The following is a 20,250-nucleotide window of genomic DNA, read 5'->3' as shown; positions in this document are numbered from 1 at the left end:
GGGGATTAAATAATCATTTGGCTGCCCGCTGGCTAAGTGAGTAGACTTTTTTGGAAATGCCGAGCACCCAACATATTTGCCTCAATAAAACCGCAGGTCACAGACTTGTGCTCTGTTGGTGTGGTCGGAGATTCGGTAAAAGTCTACTCACTTAGTTTTGCGTGATGAATATTGTTCGCAATGTGACCCCAGCCGGGGTGATTCCACCGCAAATTAGCTGCTCCCATCGCCGCAATTAGGCGCCGTACGGATTCCGGTCCCTCTCTATGCGTTGGCGGATGTGGGCGTACTCGATAACCAACAGTACCAGCAGCAGGGCCATGATGGCTAGGTAGCTTACGACGGCGCCCATCAGGCCGAGCAGATTGATTAGAATCACCGGCAGTACCACGCTCGCGGCAAAACAAATCAGGTAGACCTTGGTGACGTCGCCGGCGTGGCGCAGCACCGTGATGATGGCGTAGATAAAGTCGATGGCCGCGGTGACGCCGCCGGCGACGACCATCAGCAGCGCCAGCGTACGGTAGCGTTCAAAGCTGAGACCGTACATAAAGCTCATGAGGGGAATACCGGGACCTGCCATAAATGCGGCGCACGCGCCGGTGATGACCACGATCAGCGCCATAACGGCAACAATAATCAGGTCAAAGCGACGACGCTTGCGAGGATTAGCCCAAATGCTCGACAAGCGCAGGAGCTGCGGTTTATAGACAAATCCAATGCTCAACAGAATAGCCTGAGCTGGAAAAAAGAGGGCATTAAAGTACAGCTGGTATTTATAGGCCAGTGTGCCTTCCATCACAAACTTGGGCATGCTCTCGATAAGGTTGAACAGGAATAGCGCGCCAAAGAGTGGAGCGCACTGGACAAACAGGTGGCCGACCTCGCGCAGGCTCACGCGGCGCGATTTTTCGGTCTCGAGCAGGGCAAGCGGCGCGGTGACCAGCACGAGCGAGGCGATCGCGGTGACGCCCATGGCCATGGCCGCGATGGGCATGCTGCGCGTGAGGAGCAGCGCCACGCTGAAGACCGCGATGACGCCGACGGAGCGTAGCGTTTGGCTCATGCCAGCCAAGTAGAGCTTGTCGGCCTGCTGCAGGCGGCCTTCGTACACGTCGGCGACGCCGTCTATCACCTTATACAGGTAGACGCCCAGGCCGATCGTCGCCATCTGCGCGTCATAGCCGCGGGCGCTGCTGTACATGAGGCCGCAGCCTAGGGCGAGCGCTCCGCAAAGCCAGCGGTTGAGCTGGTAGGAGGCAAAGGACGTCGTTTCGTCGATGTCCGAGACCTGAAAATTGCGCACGCCATAGTTGCACGCGATCATGATGAGCGTGCCGGTGACAAAGGCGATGGAGAATTTGCCTGCTTCTTCTGCTCCCACGAGCTGCGTAGACACGATGGTGAGCAGTGGAAACGCCAAGCCCCACACGGCGGTGCCGAGGGTGTTCCAAAGATAGTCGCGACTGGTGGCGTGCTCCTCGTATTCCGCTTCCTGCATGGAGAAGCCGCCGCCGTAGACGGCGCCGAGCAGACGGTTCCACCAAGCGTTGACCATGCGGCGAACGGGGCCGGGCTCCCGATCGCGTTCGCGCCGACGACGTGTGGCTTGGCTGCTATCGGGCCCGCCGGCGTTGCGCTGGCTCAGCTCCTGGATGCGAGCGAGCTCCTCGGCGGTGTGCGAGGCCGGGAACAGGCCGTTCTCGATGCGACCGCCCTGGCTGGGTGCCCCGCCCGATACGGTGGGGTCGGAGACGCCGTTGTGACGGGCGATGGCGCGGCGGATGCTATCGAGGGGCGTGATACTCAAAGCGGAGTCCTTTCTATTGCTGCGCTTTAGTATAGACGCGACGGTGTTCGCTCGTGTTTTTGAACGGATTGTTCAATAATTTCGGCGGGCGGCTGTAATTTGTCGGTAAACGTGCGGTATCCTGTTGAAGTTTTGTGACACCCCCGATGCCGCCCACGCGGTACCAAGGAGCTTCTACCTATGGACGTCGCCGCATTCTTACTGGCTCTTGTGCCGATTATTTGGCTGGTCGTGATGCTGCTGTGCTTTAAATGGCCAGCTTGGAAGGCCGCTATCGGATCGTTTGTCCTTTCGTGCTTGCTTGCCTTCGCATGGTGGCACCTGCCGGCAGCGCAGATCGCGACCGCCTCGCTCGAAGGTTTTTTTGATGGCTCTGTGGCCCATCGTCCTGGTGATCATCGCCGCGGTGTTCACGTATAACCTGTGCGTTCGTACGGGCGCCATGGACGTGATCGGCAGCATGATCACCTCCATCAGCAGCGACCGCCGTCTGCTGGCGCTGCTCGTGGCTTGGTGCTTCGGTGGCTTTATGGAGGGCATGGCCGGCTTCGGTACCGCTGTCGCCATTCCCGCCGGCATGCTCGCGGGCCTGGGCTTTGAGGCCGTGCCTGCCGTGCTCATCTGCCTGCTGGCCAACGGCGTGCCCACGCCCTACGGCTCCATCGGCATCCCCACGGTGTCCGTTGCCGACCTGGTGGGTTTGGATTCCCTTCACCTAGCGACCGTTCAGCTGGTGCAGCTCGCACCGTTCTTTGTGGTGATGCCGCTATTTATTGTGCTGGTTGCGGGCCGTGTTGCCGATGACCAGGGCAATGCCGCGAGTGTGGGCGAGCGTCTGCACGGTGTTGCCGGCGTGGCGTTGCTCTCCGGCGTGTCGTTTGTCGGCGCGGCTCTGGTCGTTGCCATGTTTGTGGGCCCCGAGCTGGCCGTGGTCGTAGGATCCATCGTTTCGCTCGCGCTGACAGCTGCGCTTGCCATGCGTGCCGAGAAGTCGGGGCATCTGGACGCACGCTTCCATATGAATATCGAGGCCGGCGAACAGCTCACCGTTAAATCGGCGCTTTCGGCCTGGTCGTGCTTCATTCTGATTTTTGTACTGCTGCTGGGTACGTCCAACCTGGTGCCCGCCGTGCATGCCGCGCTTGCGCCCTTTGCAAGCCACGTGCAGGTGTATTGCGGCGAGAACCCCGGTACGCTTACGTTTTCGTGGATTAACACGCCGGGTGTTTGGATCTTCCTGGCCGCGTTTGTCGGCGGTGCCATTCAGGGTGCTTCGCCACGCATGATGGGCGAGGTGCTGGCCGCGACTGTGAAGCAGATGATGCCGACGGTGATCACGATGCTTTCGGTGCTGGGCTGTGCCAAGGTGATGGGCTATGCGGGCATGATCTCTTCGATCAGCGCGTTCTGCATCGCCGTCGCCGGTGGGCTGTACCCGATTCTGGCTTCGTGGATCGGCGCAGTCGGTGCGTTTGTGACCGGCTCGGGCACGTCCTCGGGCATGCTGTTTGGCCCCATTCAGAGCCAGGCTGCCACTGCGCTGGGTGTGAGCGACTACTGGATGGTCGCGTTGAACGCCCTGGGCGTCGCCGCCGGTAAGATGATCTCGCCGCAGACCCTCGCCATTGGTCTTGCCGCCGTGCTCGTGCGCGGTAAGGATGCCGAACTCCTGGGCGCCGTCCTGCCCTACGCCGCCGGCATGCTGGTCCTGATGAGCGCCATAGCCATGCTCGGCCAAGGCCTGCCGCTGTAGTCGGCACTTAGGGACGTTCCTTATGTGCCGGCACTCTGGGAACGTCCCTAAGTGCCGGCATCCGGGGACACTCCTTGAATGTTGTCTGTTCAAGAGTGTCCCCAATGACTAGTCGTTTAAAAGCGTCCCCAATGACTAGGCCGCTTGCCTGCGATTTTTGACCGTTGGGCGGGCGCTTCGCCGTTGCCGCAAAAACGTTTTTGCATATCGGGTACAACGGGCTTTACGTGAGTAAAGTGCGCGCCGCGTCCACGTGCCGCGTTTTTAAAGGAGGCCCCATGCCTGGTGTTACCCCTGCAGAAGTTTTGTCCAACTTTGGCATTACGCTGGTCGAAGATCCCGCCGAGAATCAGCCCCGCCTGTTGGTCGATCTACCCGCCGCGGAGCTCGTCGAGCACGCTATCCGCCGCGAAGAAGGTCGCATGGCATCCAACGGCGCGCTGGTGATCGAGACGGGGGAGCGCACTGGTCGTTCTCCCAACGATCGCTTTATCGTTGACACCCCCGATGTTCACGACAAGATTGCCTGGGGCGCTGTCAACCGCCCGCTTTCGATCGAGAGCTACGAGGCCATCAAGGCCGGTATCGTCGACTACCTCAACGAGCGCGACGTGTTCGTTACGCACGGCATGGCGGGCGCCGACCGCAACCACACGCGTCGCCTGCTCGTCGCCTGCGAGCGCGCCAGCCAAGCGCTCTTCATTAAGCAGATGCTCGCCCGTCCGCTCGCCCGCGAAATTGCGCGCACCGGCGAGCCGGACTTCTGCGTGCTCGCGGCACCTGGCTACCAGTGCGACCCCGCCATCAAGGGCCTCAACTCCAGCGCCGCCGTGGTCATCAACTTCCAGGAGCGCGTGATTCTGGTTGCCGGCACCGGTTACTCCGGCGAAATCAAAAAGTCCATCTTCAGCGTCATGAACTACCTGCTGCCTGTCGAGGACGACGTACTGCCCATGCACTGCTCGGCCAGCATGGATCCCGTCACGCACGAGACGGCCGTGTTCTTTGGCCTTTCGGGCACGGGCAAGACCACGCTTTCGGCTAACCCCACGCGCCTGTTAATCGGTGACGACGAGCACGGCTGGTCCGACATGGGTATCTTTAACGTCGAGGGCGGCTGCTATGCCAAGTGCGAGGGCCTGGACGCGTTCCACGAGCCCGAGATCTTCAACGCCGTTCGCTTTGGCGCCATCTGCGAAAACGTAGTGCTCGATGAGAACCGCAAGCCCAACTATGACGACGTCTCGATCACGCACAATACGCGTGTGGCCTATCCCGTCGAGCATATCCCCAACGCGTGGACCAAGGGCATGGGCACCACTCCGAGCGTCGTGCTGTTCCTGACCTGCGATGCCTTTGGCGTGCTGCCGCCCATCTCGCGCCTGACGGCCGACGCCGCCATGTATCACTTTGTGACGGGCTTTACGGCCAAGATCCCCGGCACCGAGGTCGGCGTCACCGAGCCCACGCCCACGTTCTCCTCGCTGTTCGGCGAGCCGTTTATGCCGCTCGACCCCATGGTCTACGCTAAGATGCTCGGCGAGCGTATTGCCGACGGCCGCACCCGCGTCTACCTGGTCAACACTGGCTGGATTGGCGGCGGCTACGGCGTGGGTCGTCGCATCGAGCTCGCCTACACGCGCGCCCTGGTGGCCCGCGCTCTCGACGGTACCATCGAGGACAGCGAGTTCGTGCACGACGATATCTTTAATGTCGACATTCCCACCACGTGCCATGGCGTGCCCGACGGCATTCTGGTGCCGCGCCAGTACTGGCAGAGCACCGCTCGCTACGACGAGGCAGCGCACAATCTTGCCGTGATGTTCGAGGAGAACTTCGAGAAGAAGTACTCGCACCTGCCCGAGTCCGTCAAGGCTGCCGGCCCTCACGCCCAGATGCCCGCCGAGGCCCGTCATCGCGGCCGTGGCCTGCTGGGACTCCGCCACTAGCGTTGCCTCAGACCCAAAACCACCACAAAGGGGACAGGCACCTTTGTGGTGGTTTTGCTCGCGCAGATGACTCAGGTTACAATACGCCTGACATATCGTCCCCTTCTCCGGATGGGGACAGCGTAAGCGCTCTTGTGACGGCACCGTAGGACTTTGAAGGTGGCCGTTGTAAGGGCGCTTTTTGTTTAGGCGTTTGCGTGGGGCGAATCGTGAAGGGAGCACGTATGAAGAGCTTTATTGCCGAGGATTCATTTTGGGAGCTGTTTCCGCAGGCGGCAATCGGTGTTGTGGTCGTAAAGGGCATGAAGCCCGCGGCTCAGATTCCCCAGGAGGACGTGGATGCGATCGCCGCGCTGCTCGACCGCGCCAATATCGATGCGGAGCGTCATCTGACCAGCGATACTATCAGCGAGAATGCGCCGGTCAAGGCATGGCGCGAGGCCTATCGTCTGTTCAAGACCAAAAAGGGTGCGCGTTGTTCGATCGAGAACTTGCTCAAACGTGTGCTCAAAGGCAAGCCGGTCGGTCATATCACACCGGCGGTGGATATTTACAACACGGTGTCGCTGTCCTACGCACTGCCCGTGGGAGGCGAGGATTTGCATGCGATTGAGGGAGATCTTCGCCTGAAGGTGACCGACGGTGGCGATGCGTTCTTGCCGCTTGGCGAGGAAGCGGATGACCCGACGCTGCCCGGCGAGCTCGCTTATATCGACGATGCAGGTGCCGTGTGCCGCTGCTGGAACTGGCGCGACGGCGTTCGAACGGCTCTGTCCGACGATTCGGCCGACGTGTTTTTGGCGATTGAATGTGTTGAGCCCGAGCGCATGGGGGACTGCCAGGCCGCCATCGATCGCTTGGCCGAGCTTCTTGAGCGCTATCTGGGGGCGACGGTTGTCGTTAAGACGCTTGTGACCCGCGACAATCCCTGCGTGGAGCTGTAGCGAAGTCTGCGGATCAAACTCGACGGTCAAAACCACTACAATGGTGCCTGTCCCCTTTGTGGTGGTTTTTATGTTGATGGGTTAACAAATAGGGTGCGCAGGGCTGGCGGCCGATAAGTACGGTTAAGATGTTTACCCGTTAGCATTATGCAAGCGAAAGGCGGTCGTCTCCCATGCAGCAGAACGACGAGACACGTTTCGAGGACTTTGTCGGACTGATCAGCGGGCTCTACAAGGAGATCCAGCGCATTAAGACATCCGAGGGCGCAAGGCTGGGCCTCAAGGGCTCCGACGTTATGTGCCTGTACTATCTTGAGCGCAGCAAGGACGGCCTGACTGGCGCCGACCTCGCTCGCATGGCAGGCGTGACCCGCGCCGCCGTCTCGCGCACGCTCGCGCATCTGGAGGAGGGCGGCTACGTCGAGGTCGATGATTCGGGCGATGCCGCCGTTAAGTATCGTGCTCCGGTGCGCCTGACCGCTCTGGGCGGCGAGAGTATGAGCGAGGCGGACCGCATCATTCGCGAGGTGCTCGATACCACCGGTAAGGCTATGGGTGTGGAGCAGCGCGAGCAGATGTATGCGTCGCTACGCACGATTCTCAACACCCTGCGCGAGATCTAAGGCCGCCAAGGCATTTGCTTCCAATTAACAACTGCATAGTCCCGTTTGAGCGCGTATGCCGTGCCGGGGCTTGCTGTCAAAATTCCCTGCGCGGGACCTGCGCAAGAAAGGATTCGCTATGTCCGTCCGTATTATTACCGATTCCGCAAGCGATATGTCACCGGCCGAGCACCCAGCATTGGCCGTTTTGCCACTGTCCGTCACCTTTGGCACCGATGTGTACATGGATGGCGTCGACATCGATCACCAGCGCTTTTACGAGATGCTCGTGGAGCGCGATGAGCTGCCTAAGACCGGCCAGGTCAACCCGTACGCGTTTTCGCAGGCTATTGCCGAGGCGCGTGAGGCCGGCGATGAGGCAGTGATTATTACCGTGGGCGCTAAGCTTTCGGGTACCAACCAAAGTGCCCGCACCGCACTTGCCGAGGCGCCGGGCGGCGATGTGTATGTGGTGGATAGCAATAACGTTACCCTGGGCGAGCGCGTGCTGGTTGAGTACGCGCTGCGTTTGGTGGACGAGGGCCAGGGCGCGGCTCAGATCGCGGCGGCTGTCGAGGCCGTGCGCGACCGTGTAGTCGTCATCGGCCTGCTCGAGACGCTTGAGTACCTCGTTCGCGGCGGTCGCCTGTCTGCTGCGGCTGGTGCTGTGGGCACGTTGCTCAATGTGAAGCCCGTTGTGGCAGCGGAGGACGGTCTGATCGTGCAGCTGGGCAAGGCTCGTGGCTCCAAGAACGGCCGGAACCTGCTCAACCAGAAGGTCGAAAAGGCAGGCGGCATCGACTTTTCCATGCCGCTGGCGCTCGGCTATACGGGCCTTTCGGATGCGGTGCTCAAGAAGTATATCGAGGACAGTGCGGCACTGTGGGCTGGTCACACCGAGGGCGAACTGCCCGTTCACACCATTGGTGCCACCATCGGCACCCACGTAGGCCCCGGCGCCGTAGCCGTAGCCTTCTTCCAGCCCGCCAACTAACCGACCTGCCATAAACCACCACAAAGGTGCCTGTCCCCTTTGCGGTGGTTTATGCTTTTCAGGGTGGAAGGGAGCGAGCAATGACGTCTGAGGGCTTTTTTGAACGGGTGTACGAGGTGGTCGAGCAGATCCCCGAGGGGATGGTAGCCACGTATGGCCAGGTGGCGCTGCTTGCCGGTCGTCCACGAAGTGCGCGGTACGTGGGGTATGCCCTGCATAGCAATCCGCGCCCCGGCGAGATTCCCTGTCACCGCGTGGTGTTTGCCGACGGCCGTATCTGTGAGGGCTTTGCCTTTGGCGGCCCCGATGCTCAGCGTGAGCTCTTAATGGGGGAGGGTGTGACGTTTACCGATCCCGTGCACGTCGACTTGGCCGCCTGTCGCTGGCTTGCCGGACTCTAACGGCTCTGCCGTGGCCAAAACCACCACAAAGGTGCCTACCCCTTTGTGGTGGTTTAGTTTACTTGGGCTAACTTATGGAGAAGCTATGGCGGCGGATATTGATGCTGCAAAGTAAACCACGGCGAACTATATTGGTTTCAGCAACGGAGCAGGCAATAGGCGATGAAAAAGCCTGCCCTGTTGAGTTTGATTCGCATTCCTCCCCTCTGTGCGATTCAACGGTGTACTTCGGGAACAGGCCCGCTGGCAACTAACTGCCGGCGGGCCTGTTCCTGTTTGTCGGGGGAGTGCGATGGACGGAGCCGAAGCGGTCCGGCTCCAAAAAAGGCGGACGCCGTAGCGCCCGCCCTATAGCAATCGAAAGCTCAAGCCAGCAGATCGGCCTAGTACACCATACCCATGGCGTCCTGAACCTCTGCCAGGGTCTGCTCGGCGATCTCGTTGGCGCGACGGTTGCCCTCGTGCAGCACGTCCTTCACGTAATCCAGATCGTTCTCGTAGCGCTGGCGACGCTCGCGGATAGGTGCGAAGTACTCGTTGACGACCTCGGTCACGTACTTCTTGAGCTGGCCGGAGCCGCCCATGCCAATCTCCTCGGCAATTTCGACCTCGGAGCGGCCGGTGCAGATGGCGGCTGTCGAAAGCAGGCCAGACACGCCGGGGCGGTTCTCGGGATCGAACGTGATCATGCGCTCAGAGTCGGTCTGGCTTTTCTTGATGCGCTTGGCCGTCTCCTCAGCGGTCATCGAGATGTTGATGGCGTTGCCGTAGCTCTTGCTCATCTTGCGACCGTCAAGGCCGGGCAGTAGCGGGGTCTCGGACAGCAGCGCGTCGACCTCGGGGAACACCTTGCCGTAACGGTTGTTAAAGCGGCGGGCGATGGTGCGGGTAAGCTCGATGTGCGGCAGCTGGTCGCGACCGACGGGTACCACGTTGCCCTTGCAGAACAGGATGTCGCAGGCTTGATGTACCGGGTAGGTGAGCAGAAGGCCGGTGAGCTCGTGGCCCGAGGCCTCCATCTCGGCCTTGACGGTGGGGTTGCGCGCCAGCTCGGCCTCGGACACCAGCGACAGGAACGGCAGCATGAGCTGGTTGGCGGCGGGCACGGCGGAGTGCGCGTAGATCATGGTCTTGTCGGGGTCGATGCCGCAGGCAAGGTAGTCCATGACCATGTTGTACACGTTGTCCTGGATGTGCTCGGTCGTGTCGCGGTCAGTGATGACCTGGTAGTCGGCGATGAGCACGTTGGTCTTGGCGCCCATGTTCTGCAGCTCAACACGGCCCTTGAGGGTGCCGAAGTAGTGGCCCAGGTGCAGACGGCCGGTGGGGCGGTCGCCGGTGAGCATGGTGAACTTCTCGGGCGTCTTGGTCAGGCCCTCGCGAATGGCGTTGCTCTTTTGCAGCGCGACTTCGTAGCTGTTCTCGTTTGGCATGATTGCTCCTAACGTATGTTCATGGGTCAAGATGATAACGCGTTTATTGGAGGGGTGGTGCGTAAGTAGGCGAGGGGCGGGAGAGGGACGCGCGTGGTGCGGCATGTGCGATGGGTGCGGCGCGGCCGTGCTTGGCTAACGGTGCCTTGGCACATCCTCGGCAGCTTGCCCTAGAGCTTGTGGTGGCGCTCTTCTTTGCGCTCCTCGGCTGCCTGCTCCTCCTGCTTAAAGGCGGGGTCGTCGGGGGTGACCAGTTCGTCCTCGTGCGTGCGCTTGTTGTAATGGTGGAGCAGCACGGGCTCAAATAGATGTAGATGCTTGGCGAAGGCCGCCGAGCCAATGGCGAGCACGGTAAAGATGAGCACGCGCATGGGCACCTCGACCTGATTGATGGCGGCGGCGCCGGCCGAAAGCATAATGCACCAGGCATAGATGAGCAGCACAGCCTGTTTTTGGTTGTAGCCTTCTTGGATCAGGCGGTGGTGGATGTGGCCCTTGTCGGCCTGCCCGATGCTAATGTGGGCGCGCTTGCGGCGCACAATGGCGCTAAACGTGTCGATGATGGGCACACCGGCAACGATGAGCGGGATGATAAGCGAGGTGAGTGCGGCGGTGCGGCTCACGTTGAGCAGCGAGATGGAGCCCAGCGCAAAGCCCAGAAGCAACGACCCCGAGTCGCCCAAGAAGATACTTGCGGGGTTGAAGTTGTAGCGCAAAAAGGCCAGACAGGCGCCAAAGAGCGCAATGGAGAGCGCGGCGGCGTCGATGCGGCCCGAGAGAACAGCCATCGAAAACATGGTGAACGATGCGATGCCGCAGATGCCCGTGGCCAAGCCGTCGAGGCCGTCGATGAGGTTAATGATGTTGGTGAATGCCACCAGATAGATCACGGTAATGGGGTAGGCGAGCCATCCGAGCATGATCTCGCCGGGAGCAAACGGGTTGACGATGACGCCGATCCGCAGGCCGCCCATGCAGGCGATAAGCGCGGCGAGGACCTGTCCGGCCAGCTTTTGCTTGGGCGTGAGCTGGAAGACGTCGTCGATGGCGCCGGTCGCAAAGATAACGGTAAAAGAAAGCGCAAGTATGGGGTAGCTGATGTGCAGACGGGGGTGGGGCACCAAAACGGGCGGCCAACCCAGGTACCAGGTGCCTAGGATTTGCACAGTGCAGGCGACGACCAGGCCCAAAAACACCGCCGTTCCGCCCAAACGCGGGATGGGCTTGGTGTTGATGCGGCGCTTAGAAGGATAGTCGACGGCGTCGAGCTTGATTGCCAGGCGCTTGACCAGGGGTACCGTGAGGAAGGTCGTGATAAAGGCCGCCGCTGCCACGCATAGGTACGGTATGTAGCTCGGGGATGAAGCCATGAATCTAAAAACCGCCAAGCGTCGAAGGAAAAGGTCAGAAGAACGCCATGCGCAAAGGGCATAGCCGAACCATAATACTCGACCAAGGGGGGTGCATGGAATTGCACGCAGCGATAATCACGCGCTTACCAGATATTGGGATGTTGTCGATGGCTTGTCGGGATGCCGGCGGGGATCCATATGGACTGTAATGGTGATTTTCGGCAAAAGAAAACCACCCCCCACGTTACGAAAATGAACCCACCTAAAACAGGTGGGTGCCCTCATCGACTGTTCCAGCGTCCTTAACAACGAAGGATACCTGTACTAGGTACGACTGTGTGGGCTCCCTAAATAAACGCGACGGTTCACCCAGTTGCTCCGCGGGGGGCGGAATACCTACATCATAAAGCGGCACTTTATCGATTCCAGTCTTGACATTACAAAAATCGTGTCGGACGATTACGGCGCCTTGGGCTCGAGCCGTCTGTGGGGTTGATCCCTTTACGTTTGAGCTGCTGAATCGTTGTTTTGGAGCATGGTTTTATGCCGACGTCGTTGACCGAACTTTTTTCGCCCGCCTGCCATTTGTGTCCGCGCCGTTGCGGTGCGGCGCGCGATGAGGGCGCGCACGGCGTCTGCGGTGCTAACGACACGCTCAAGGTGGCCCGCGCCGCGCTTCATATGTGGGAGGAGCCGCCTATCTCGGGCGAGGCCGGTTCGGGCACGATCTTCTTTAGCGGCTGCTCGCTCAAATGTATCTACTGCCAGAACCACGAGATCTCGACCGGCAATTTTGGCCTTGAGATTTCGCCTGAGCGCCTGGTCGAGATTATGCTGGAACTGCAGGACCAGGGTGCCAACAACATCAATTTGGTGACGGCGACGCACTATGCGCACCTGTTGCCTGCCGCGATTGCCGCGGCACGGGCGCGCGGACTGGTTATCCCAATCGTCTACAACACGAGTGGTTACGAGCGCGCGAGTGCCGTGGCGGCGCTGGGCGACCTGGTCGATGTGTGGCTCACCGACTTTAAATATGCCGATGCCGGGCTTGCGCAGTCGCTCTCCCATATAAAGGATTACCCGCGTGTGGCCGTGTCGGGTCTGGCCCAGATGGCGCGCGAGATCGAGCGCCGCGGGGGAGAGTTGGTGGACGAGGACGGGCTTATGAAGCGTGGCATGATCGTGCGTCACCTGGTGCTTCCGGGGCATGCAGACGATTCGTGTCGCGTGCTGGACCTGGTGTGGCAGACGGTGGGCGACGTGCCGATCTCGGTTATGAACCAGTACACGCCCAATGCGCTCATGCGCGAGCAGGGCGGCGACCTGGCACGCGCCGTGACGCGTGAGGAGTACGAGCAGGTGCTCGACCATGCCGACGACCTGGGTTTTACGACGATGTTCTGGCAAGAGGGCGGCGCGGTAGACGAGAGCTTCACCCCCGCCTTCGACACCACCGGCGTCCTCACCAGCGCAAAGTAGAGCGCACGCTGATGATTTTTCTGGGACGGGGATTAAAAAATCATCGAGAGGATCGCCTGTTCGAAAAGTTGTCAAAATAGCCGCGTCCCAAAAAGACTGGTTATTGGGCGTTGACAGTTGGCGAGCCGTAGGTAAAATATCGACTTGTCCTGGGGACGTAGCTCAGTTGGGAGAGCGCTGCCGTCGCATGGCAGAGGCCGAGGGTTCGACTCCCTTCGTCTCCACCCATGGATTTGATAAGCCGCTGACATTGTGTCGGCGGCTTTTTTTAAAAGAAAGGGCTATACCATGGCCGAGCTTGAGTCCCAACCATTGTCCGACGAGGAGCGCGCTGAGTTGGAAGAGCTCCGCGCTGAGAAGGCCCGCCGCGAGGCTCGGGAAGAGGCCCGTCGCGAGCGCGAGGAGCTGGCTGCCCTGCGTGCCGAGCGCGCGAAGGCCGAGGAGGTCGCCTCGAACGCCGCATCCGAGCGCAAGCCCGCGCCCGCACCCAAGCCCGCTGCAGCGAAGCCTGCACCTGCCGCGCCCAAACCTCAGCCTAAAAAGGCCGCTCGTCCCAAGTCCGTCGAGCCCAAGCCGAGCCGTGACGAGATGACCTTTGCCCAGCGCATGGTTACCTCCAAGGAACCTACGGGCGAGAACGAGATCCCTGGCATGGCGCCGGCTCAAAAAGTCATCATTGTCCTTGCCCTCATCGCGTTTGTCATCTTTATGGGCTACACGATCCTGACCAGCATGGGCCTGCTCTAACCGATTTGCATCGGGTGTCATGTCCTCATCCTCTGCTCTCGTCTAACCCTCAAATTCTGTACCACACATCCGAAAGGTCGCCCCATGGCTTTGACCGACATCTCGCATCCCACCGACATTGCAATGCTCACCGATCTGTACGAGCTCACTATGGCCCAGGGCCTGTGGGAGAGCGGCAAGGCCAATGAGCAGGGTTGTTTTACCGCGTTTTACCGCGACCATCCCTTTGGCAGCGCCTATGCCGTCATGTGCGGCACCGCCGAGCTGCCCGAGCTGGTCGAGAATCTGCGCTTTACGCCCGAGGATATCGACTACCTCGCCTCGCTTGAGGCCCCGGCCGGCGGCGCGATGTTTAAGTCCGCATTCCTCGACTATCTGCGCGATTTTCGTGCGCATGTAAACATCGACACCGTGCCCGAGGGCGAGCTCGTCTTTCCGCGCGAGCCCATGGTGCGCGTCACCGGCCCCGCGCTGGAGTGCCAGCTGCTCGAGACGGCGCTGCTCAACATCGTCGGCTTCCAGACGCTTGTCGCCACCAAGACGGCGCGCGTGGTGCTGGCGGCGGACGGCCGTCCCGTGGCCGAGTTTGGCCTGCGCCGTGCCCAGGGCCCCGATGGCGGCCTGGCCGTCGCGCGCGCGAGCTACGTTGCCGGCTGTTCCTCTACGTCCAATGTGCTCGCCGGCCGCCGCTACGGTATTCCCGTCTTTGGCACGCATGCGCACAGCTGGGTGATGAGCTTCGATTCCGAGCTCGAGGCCTTCCGCGCCTTTGCCAAGTCGAGCCCTAAGAACTGTACGCTGCTCATCGACACCTATGACGTGCGCGAGGGCTGCGAGCATGCCATTACGGTTGCCAAGGAGATGGAGGCGGTGGGCGAGCGTCTGTCGGCCATTCGCATCGACTCCGGCGACCTCGCCAAGCTCTCCAAGTATGTTCGCGGCCGTTTTGATGCCGAGGGCCTGCCCTATGTGGGGATCTCGGTTTCCAACGATCTGGATGAGTACACGATTCAGTCGCTGCTCGACCAGGGCGCGCCCATCGACAGCTTTGGCGTGGGCACCAAGCTCGCGACCTGCTACGATCAGCCGGCGCTGGGCGGCGTGTACAAGCTTTCCGCCCGCCGTGCGAGCGAGGTAGATCCATGGACGCCGGTGGTCAAGCTCTCCGAGCAGCCCTACAAGCGCACGATCCCGGGTGTGCAACGCGTGCGCCGTTATTACGACGGCTTTGGCGGCCCGGTCTGCGACATGATCTACGACGAGGACCATCTGGCGGGGGAGGGCGCCGCGCGCGGCAATACCCTCGTGGCCGTGAATGATGCCGCCCTGGTGACCGACGTGTCCGAACTTGAGTATCGCGAGCTGCTGGTGCCGATCGTGCGCGATGGCAGTGCGGTGGCTCCGCGTGAGAGCATCCAGGACGCGCGCGAGCGCTGTGCTTGGGCGCTCGATCATCTGGACGCAGCTTTCAAGCGCTTCCTGTACCCGCAGACCTATGTGGTGGGCATGGAGCAGGGCCTGGCTCAGGTGCGCGACGAGCTCGTGCGCAAGAACATGGCCGCGGCCTCTGCCTTTCCCTGGGCTCACTAATTCCTTGGGCGGTAGGGGCGAGTCACGCTCCCTTGGCCGCCAGCTCGGCCGTTCGCTGAACAGTTGATTGGTTTGACGTATGACGACTTCTTATAAAACGATGGTGGTAAAGATCGGTTCGTCCACGGTTGTGGGCGCCGATGGCAAGGTCAACCGCTCTTTTATCGGCGGGCTTGCCGATCAGGCCGCAGCCCTGCGCAAGCTCGGCTGGCGTCTGGTCGTGGTGAGCTCGGGCGCTATCGCCTGCGGCTATCCCGTGCTGGGCTTCGACCGCAAGCCGGTCGGCGACCTGCCGAGCCTGCAGGCCTGCGCCTCGGCTGGTCAGTGCATCATCTCGTCGGCCTACGACGAGGAGTTTCATGCGCGCGACCTGCTCACCTCGCTCGTGCTGCTCACGCGCCACGATACGGCCCGCCGCACGTCTTACCTGCACGCGCGCGACGCCCTGCTGCGCCTCGTGGAGCTTGGCGTGGTGCCGGTCGTCAACGAGAACGATACCGTTACCGTCGATGAGATCAAGTTTGGCGACAACGACACACTGGCGGCGCTTGTGAGCTGCCTGGTTTCTGCCGATCTGTGCGTGACGCTCTCGGATATCGATGGCCTCTATACCGCCAATCCGCATGAGGACCCCACGGCCGAGTTTGTTCCTGTCGTGCATAAGATCGATGCCAAGATTATTGCCTCGGCGGGTGATTCTTCCACATCGGTGGGCACGGGCGGCATGATTACCAAGATCCGCGCGAGCCGCATCCTGATGACGGCGGGCATTCAGAGCGTGATTTGCTCGGGCGAGGAGCCCGATGCGCTCGTGCGTCTGGCCCGCGGCGAGAGCGTGGGCACGCTGTTCGACCCGCCGGCGGAGCGCCTGGATATTGCGCCCCGCAAGCTGTGGATCGCGCTGGGCGACAAGGCTCACGGCTCGGTGACGGTTGATGACGGTGCCGCGAAAGCGCTGGTCGGCCACGGGTCGTCCCTGCTTGCGGTGGGTATTCGTGAGGTCGATGGCGAGTTTGCCGAGGGTGATGTGCTCGACGTGTGCGACCCGAGCGGTATGGTCGTCGCGCGCGGTATCGCCGAGGCCGATTCGGACGTGCTTGAGCTTGCGGCAGGACGCCGCCAGGACCAGATCGCCAGCAACCGCCTGCTGGCAGACCTGGCCGAGAAGCCCGCGATCCACCGAGATAATTTGATCGTCTTCGCCTAACGGGTCGACGCTGCGCGCCGCCCAGAGCGACAATTTGTCATTCAAAAGGCGAGGCATGACCATCAGGTCTATGCCTCGCCTTTTTCATGCCAACTTGTTCGCTCTGGGCGGCGCTCGCTTCTTTTGTTCGACCTACGATTTAAAGCCACTCGCTTAGGGGCGTTTTCGCTTTCCGTCCTCTTTCTGCAATGACTTCATTAACCTGGTACTTGGGGACGTTCCCTTTGTGCCGGCAGGTGGGGACACTCCTTTGTTAGAAGATCCGGCGCAGGTCTCCGCGGTTGAGGGCTTCGTCGAAGAGGTGCTTGAACACCACGCTGCCGTGCAGGCCGTCGTGCTCGAACTCGTTGGTCACCCAGGCATGCGAGTTGCCCACGCGGCTGAGCGTGTCGAGTTGCAGGCCCGAATCTACGTACATGTCATCGAAGTACACGGCGGACTGGAGCGGCACTTCGTTGCATGCTAGGCGCTGCGGGTCGTAGATCTTGTCCCAGCTGGTGTCCTCCATCAGCAGGTCCATCGCGGGCTTGAAGGGCTTAAGTTCGGGCATCTGCTCAAACATCCACGGGAACATGGCCTCGCCGGTAAACATGAGCGGGCGCGCGAGCGTGTCGAACTCGGCACGGTGTGCCTTCTCTTCTGCCGCTGCCCAGCGAATGGGCATGGTGTCGCCGTCGACGTAGATGAACTCCTGCAGCGTCCAGTATAGCGGGTTTGTGCGCGTGTTGGTGCGCTCGAAGGCGCGCATCAAAAAGCTGTCTGATACCGAAGCTCCGCAGCTCAGCGTGCCGTCGCCGCCAACAAAAGCATGGTCGATAATCCAGTGCATGCGCTCAAAGCTCGGCTTCATGCCAAAGTCGCTGCCCATGAGCTGTAAGCGCTCGACCGTCATCGGCGAGCCGTCGGGCAGTGCGGACTTTTGCTCCTCGATCGCATCGGCCAGCGCCGCCACACGCTCGACGTCGGCGGGGTAGCGGTCGTAGTACTGCTGCGTCTTGGCTGCCATGCGCGGGAAGGTGTGCGCGTAGACCTCGCTGGCGCTCGCCGGTACGTGCGGAATGCCGCCGCAGGTAAAGCTTGCCGCCACGCCTTCGGGGAAGAGCGACAGATAGCTCAGCGTCAAAAAGCCGCCGTAGCTCTGGCCGAGCGTGACCCAGGGCTTGCCACCAAAGCCCACCAGGCGCAGGTACTCAAAGTCGCGCACGATGGAGCTGGCGAGGTGACGCTTGAGAAAGTCCGCCTGCGAGCGGGCCGCATCGGAGCCAGCCGCTTCGGCGCGCTCGCCCAGCGCGGCAATCGTGCGCCCGTCTACACAGCTGCTGCGTCCGGTGCCGCGCTGGTCGGGCAGGACGACACGGAAGTGCTTGACGGCCTCTTCGATCCAGCCATCGCTTGTGGGCGACAGCGGACGCGGGCTCTCGCCGCCGGGGCCGCCCTGCAAAAAGAGGAGGAGCGGCAGATCGTCGCTGATGCGGTCGGGTGCGCAAACCACGCGGTAGAAGAGTTTGATGCTCTCGGACGCGCCGGCGATGGGCGCCGGCATAGCGCCGCGGCGCATGGTGCTGCCGACGGCAAGGAGCATCGGCTCCAGGCCGCGCCAGTCAAGGGGGACGTCGATGCTGTGGTCCTCGACATACAGGCCGGGGACGTGGTACGAAGTGATGAGCGCCATGTGATGCTTCCATTCGTTGCGGTGTTTCGGGTTGACCAATTCTACCGCCGTCGGCGAGGATGCGCATAAATCGGCTACCATGGTTGGCAAACATCTAAGAGAAAGGGCCGTCCATGTCGGTCGATATAGCCACGTATGTCCACGATCTTGCCGTTGAGGCCAAGGCCGCTTCCGCCGCGCTTGCCACGGCGAGCGATGCCCGGCGACAGGAGGCCGTGCGCGCCATGGCCGCGGCGCTGCGCGACGGTGTCGATTCCATCATTGCCGCCAACGAACTCGATATGTCCGCCGCGCGCGATGCGGGCACCACGGCCGGACTGCTCGACCGCCTGCTGCTGACGCCCGAGCGCGTTGAGGGCATGGCCGCCGGCCTGGAGAAGCTCGCCGAACTGCCCGATCCCGTCGGCCGCGTGCTCGACCATCGCGTGCTTGCAAGCGGCGTGGACCTCACCCGCGTGAGCGTGCCGCTGGGCCTGGTCGCCATGGTCTATGAGGCGCGTCCCAACGTGACGGCCGACGCCGCGGGCATCTGCATCCGCACTGGCAATGCCTGCATCCTGCGCGGCGGTTCGCTGGCCTATCACTCGTGCGCCATGATTGCCGAACTGCTGGCCGATTCACTTGAGGCTCAGGGTTTCCCGCGCGAGGCCGTCTCGATGATCGAGTCTACCGACCGCGAGGCAACCGGCGAGCTCATGAAGCTTCGCGGTATCGTCGATGTGCTCATTCCGCGCGGCGGCGCGGGCCTCATCCAGCGCTGCGTTCGCGAGTCGCTCGTGCCGGTTATCGAGACGGGCACGGGCAACTGCCACGTCTACGTTCATGAATCCGCCGACTTCGATAAAGCGCTCAACATTATTGTCAATGCCAAGACCCAGCGCGTGGGCGTGTGCAATGCCGCCGAGTCGCTGCTGGTCGATCGTGCCGTGGCAGATTCGTTTTTGCCGGCGGTCGTGGCCGTGCTGCACGACCACGGTGTGCTGATTCACGGCGACGAGGCCACGTGCGCCGCATGCGCCGACGCCGGTCTTGCCGAGGGCGACGACTACGTGGCCGCGACCGAGGAGGATTGGGGTCGCGAGTACCTGGCGCTCGAGATGAGCGTGAAGGTCGTTGCGAACGAGGACGAGGCCATCGCGCACATCAATCGCTACGGCACCATGCATTCCGAGGCCATCATCGCCGAGGACGTGGACGCCTGCGAGCGCTTCCTGGACGCAATCGATGCTTCGGCTGTGTACGCCAACGCCAGCACGCGCTTCACCGACGGCGGCGAGTTTGGACTGGGTGCCGAGATCGGCATCTCGACCCAAAAGCTCCACGCCCGCGGCCCCTTCGCCGCCGAGGCCCTCACCACCTACAAATACAAGCTCCGCGGCACCGGCCAGGTCCGCCCCTAGCGCCCGTGCAAGAAAAACCACCACAAAGGTGCCTTTCCCCTTTGTGGTGGTTTTAGGTGGCGTGGGCGGTTAGGCCTGGAAGGTATCGCGGTCGGGGGCGAAGGACTGCATGGCCGCGATGGTGCGGTCAAAGAGCTCGGGGAGCTCCCAGCCCAACATCTCGGCGCCCTGCGAAATCACGTCGCGCGAGCAGCCGGCGGCAAAGCGCTTGTCCTTGAACTTCTTCTTGAGCGACTTGGTCGTAAAGTCCATAACGCTCTTGCTCGGGCGCATGATGACTGCAGCGCCGATCAGGCCGGTGAGCTCATCGCAGGCAAACAGGATCTTTTCCATCTGCAGCTCGGGTTTGGGCAGCGAGGTGTTGAAGTCCGACGTGTGCGTCTGGATGGCGTGAATGAGCTCGGGAGACGCACCTTCGCCCTCAAGAATCTCTGCAGCATAGATGGTGTGGTTCACGGGATCGTCCTCATGCTCCTCCCAATCCAGATCGTGCAGCAGACCGACGATGCCCCAAAACTCCTCGTTCTCGGGGTCGAACTCGCGCGCAAAGTAGCGCATAGTGCCCTCGACCGTCTCGCCATGGGTGATGTGGAACGGGTCCTTGTTATGCTCGTTGAGCAGTTCGAACGCGCGGTCGCGGGTGATTCCGGCGGTAAGCGGCTCTGCCATAAGAGACTCCTTGTGCTCGTGGGTATCGATAAGAATGAATACTACTAGAACAAGAAAACCACCACAAAGGTGCCTGTGAACTGCCTCCCATTTCTTGGACATCGGGAAATGGGAGGTTTGGAGTGGGAAGGATAAACTGGACTTTCTTTTAAGGATCCTCAAGCGTATTGCCGCTCGTATTCCACTGGAGACATGTAGCCCAGGGTGGAATGCATGCGCACCCTATTGTAATAGAGCTCTATGTA

At 61.5% G+C, this 20,250-nt stretch carries 17 protein-coding genes and 1 tRNA gene; 13 read left to right on the top strand and 5 right to left on the bottom strand.

The features are described from left to right. Window positions 1-235: 235 nt before the first annotated feature. A complete protein-coding gene (locus AAAX31_RS07155) occupies window positions 236-1,810 on the bottom strand; it encodes a lipopolysaccharide biosynthesis protein (RefSeq protein WP_349076682.1) in 1,575 nt (524 codons plus the stop codon). 180 nt (window positions 1,811-1,990) lie between these two features. Between AAAX31_RS07155 and AAAX31_RS07150 the strand changes: the two genes are divergently transcribed. The 7 genes from AAAX31_RS07150 (at window position 1,991) to AAAX31_RS07120 (ending at window position 8,453) form a co-directional block, all read left to right on the top strand. After that, complete coding sequence (locus AAAX31_RS07150; protein WP_349076681.1) at window positions 1,991-2,230, top strand: hypothetical protein; 240 nt, start codon at window positions 1,991-1,993, stop codon at window positions 2,228-2,230. Then, window positions 2,178-3,563: an L-lactate permease gene (locus AAAX31_RS07145; RefSeq protein WP_349076679.1), complete on the top strand. Its 1,386-nt coding sequence runs from the start codon at window positions 2,178-2,180 to the stop codon at window positions 3,561-3,563. The genes AAAX31_RS07150 and AAAX31_RS07145 overlap by 53 nt, the downstream gene beginning before the upstream one ends. A 278-nt stretch (window positions 3,564-3,841) precedes the next feature. Further along, window positions 3,842-5,512 (top strand): phosphoenolpyruvate carboxykinase (ATP), encoded by a 1,671-nt coding sequence (pckA, locus tag AAAX31_RS07140; protein ID WP_349076678.1) that lies wholly within the window; start codon window positions 3,842-3,844, stop codon window positions 5,510-5,512. A gap of 224 nt (window positions 5,513-5,736) precedes the next feature. Further along, a complete protein-coding gene (locus AAAX31_RS07135) occupies window positions 5,737-6,456 on the top strand; it encodes a B3/4 domain-containing protein (RefSeq protein WP_349076676.1) in 720 nt (239 codons plus the stop codon). Between the two features lie 173 nt (window positions 6,457-6,629). Beyond that, window positions 6,630-7,079 carry a MarR family transcriptional regulator gene (locus AAAX31_RS07130; protein WP_022093866.1) on the top strand — a complete coding sequence of 150 codons (450 nt, stop codon included), beginning with the start codon at window positions 6,630-6,632 and terminating at the stop codon, window positions 7,077-7,079. A gap of 118 nt (window positions 7,080-7,197) precedes the next feature. Beyond that, window positions 7,198-8,052, top strand: a complete 855-nt coding sequence (locus AAAX31_RS07125; protein ID WP_349076675.1) for a DegV family protein — start codon at window positions 7,198-7,200, stop codon at window positions 8,050-8,052. Between the two features lie 80 nt (window positions 8,053-8,132). Next, window positions 8,133-8,453, top strand: a complete 321-nt coding sequence (locus tag AAAX31_RS07120) for an MGMT family protein (protein WP_349076674.1) — start codon at window positions 8,133-8,135, stop codon at window positions 8,451-8,453. Between the two features lie 383 nt (window positions 8,454-8,836). Here the strand turns inward: AAAX31_RS07120 and trpS are convergent, their stop codons facing one another. Together trpS and AAAX31_RS07110 are read right to left on the bottom strand one after the other, a co-directional pair. Continuing rightward, complete coding sequence (trpS, locus tag AAAX31_RS07115; protein WP_349076673.1) at window positions 8,837-9,886, bottom strand: tryptophan--tRNA ligase; 1,050 nt, start codon at window positions 9,884-9,886, stop codon at window positions 8,837-8,839. Window positions 9,887-10,056: 170 nt separating this feature from the next. Beyond that, a complete protein-coding gene (locus AAAX31_RS07110) occupies window positions 10,057-11,256 on the bottom strand; it encodes an MraY family glycosyltransferase (protein WP_195363218.1) in 1,200 nt (399 codons plus the stop codon). 525 nt (window positions 11,257-11,781) lie between these two features. Between AAAX31_RS07110 and AAAX31_RS07105 the strand changes: the two genes are divergently transcribed. From AAAX31_RS07105 to proB, 5 genes are all read left to right on the top strand, one after another. After that, window positions 11,782-12,720 (top strand): radical SAM protein, encoded by a 939-nt coding sequence (locus AAAX31_RS07105; RefSeq protein WP_006235472.1) that lies wholly within the window; start codon window positions 11,782-11,784, stop codon window positions 12,718-12,720. 151 nt (window positions 12,721-12,871) lie between these two features. Further along, a tRNA-Ala gene (locus AAAX31_RS07100) sits at window positions 12,872-12,944 on the top strand. Between the two features lie 64 nt (window positions 12,945-13,008). Further along, window positions 13,009-13,467 (top strand): hypothetical protein, encoded by a 459-nt coding sequence (locus AAAX31_RS07095; protein WP_349076672.1) that lies wholly within the window; start codon window positions 13,009-13,011, stop codon window positions 13,465-13,467. A gap of 84 nt (window positions 13,468-13,551) precedes the next feature. Continuing rightward, window positions 13,552-15,057: a nicotinate phosphoribosyltransferase gene (locus tag AAAX31_RS07090; RefSeq protein WP_349076671.1), complete on the top strand. Its 1,506-nt coding sequence runs from the start codon at window positions 13,552-13,554 to the stop codon at window positions 15,055-15,057. 79 nt (window positions 15,058-15,136) lie between these two features. Then, window positions 15,137-16,264, top strand: a complete 1,128-nt coding sequence (gene proB / locus AAAX31_RS07085) for a glutamate 5-kinase (protein WP_349076670.1) — start codon at window positions 15,137-15,139, stop codon at window positions 16,262-16,264. 253 nt (window positions 16,265-16,517) lie between these two features. On the opposite strand, the gene AAAX31_RS07080 is transcribed toward proB, so the two are convergent. Continuing rightward, complete coding sequence (locus tag AAAX31_RS07080; protein WP_349076669.1) at window positions 16,518-17,936, bottom strand: alpha/beta fold hydrolase; 1,419 nt, start codon at window positions 17,934-17,936, stop codon at window positions 16,518-16,520. A 113-nt stretch (window positions 17,937-18,049) separates the two neighbouring features. Between AAAX31_RS07080 and AAAX31_RS07075 the strand changes: the two genes are divergently transcribed. Next, a complete protein-coding gene (locus AAAX31_RS07075) occupies window positions 18,050-19,336 on the top strand; it encodes a glutamate-5-semialdehyde dehydrogenase (RefSeq protein ID WP_349076667.1) in 1,287 nt (428 codons plus the stop codon). A gap of 69 nt (window positions 19,337-19,405) precedes the next feature. Here the strand turns inward: AAAX31_RS07075 and AAAX31_RS07070 are convergent, their stop codons facing one another. Beyond that, window positions 19,406-20,005 (bottom strand): HD domain-containing protein, encoded by a 600-nt coding sequence (locus AAAX31_RS07070; protein WP_346964836.1) that lies wholly within the window; start codon window positions 20,003-20,005, stop codon window positions 19,406-19,408. Window positions 20,006-20,250: the final 245 nt, after the last annotated feature.

Origin of the sequence: Collinsella sp. CLA-ER-H5, assembly GCF_040092375.1 — a bacterium.
Classification (GTDB): domain Bacteria; phylum Actinomycetota; class Coriobacteriia; order Coriobacteriales; family Coriobacteriaceae; genus Collinsella.
Note: the sequence above shows the minus strand (reverse complement) of the source record. Positions and strands in the feature narration are given on the sequence as shown.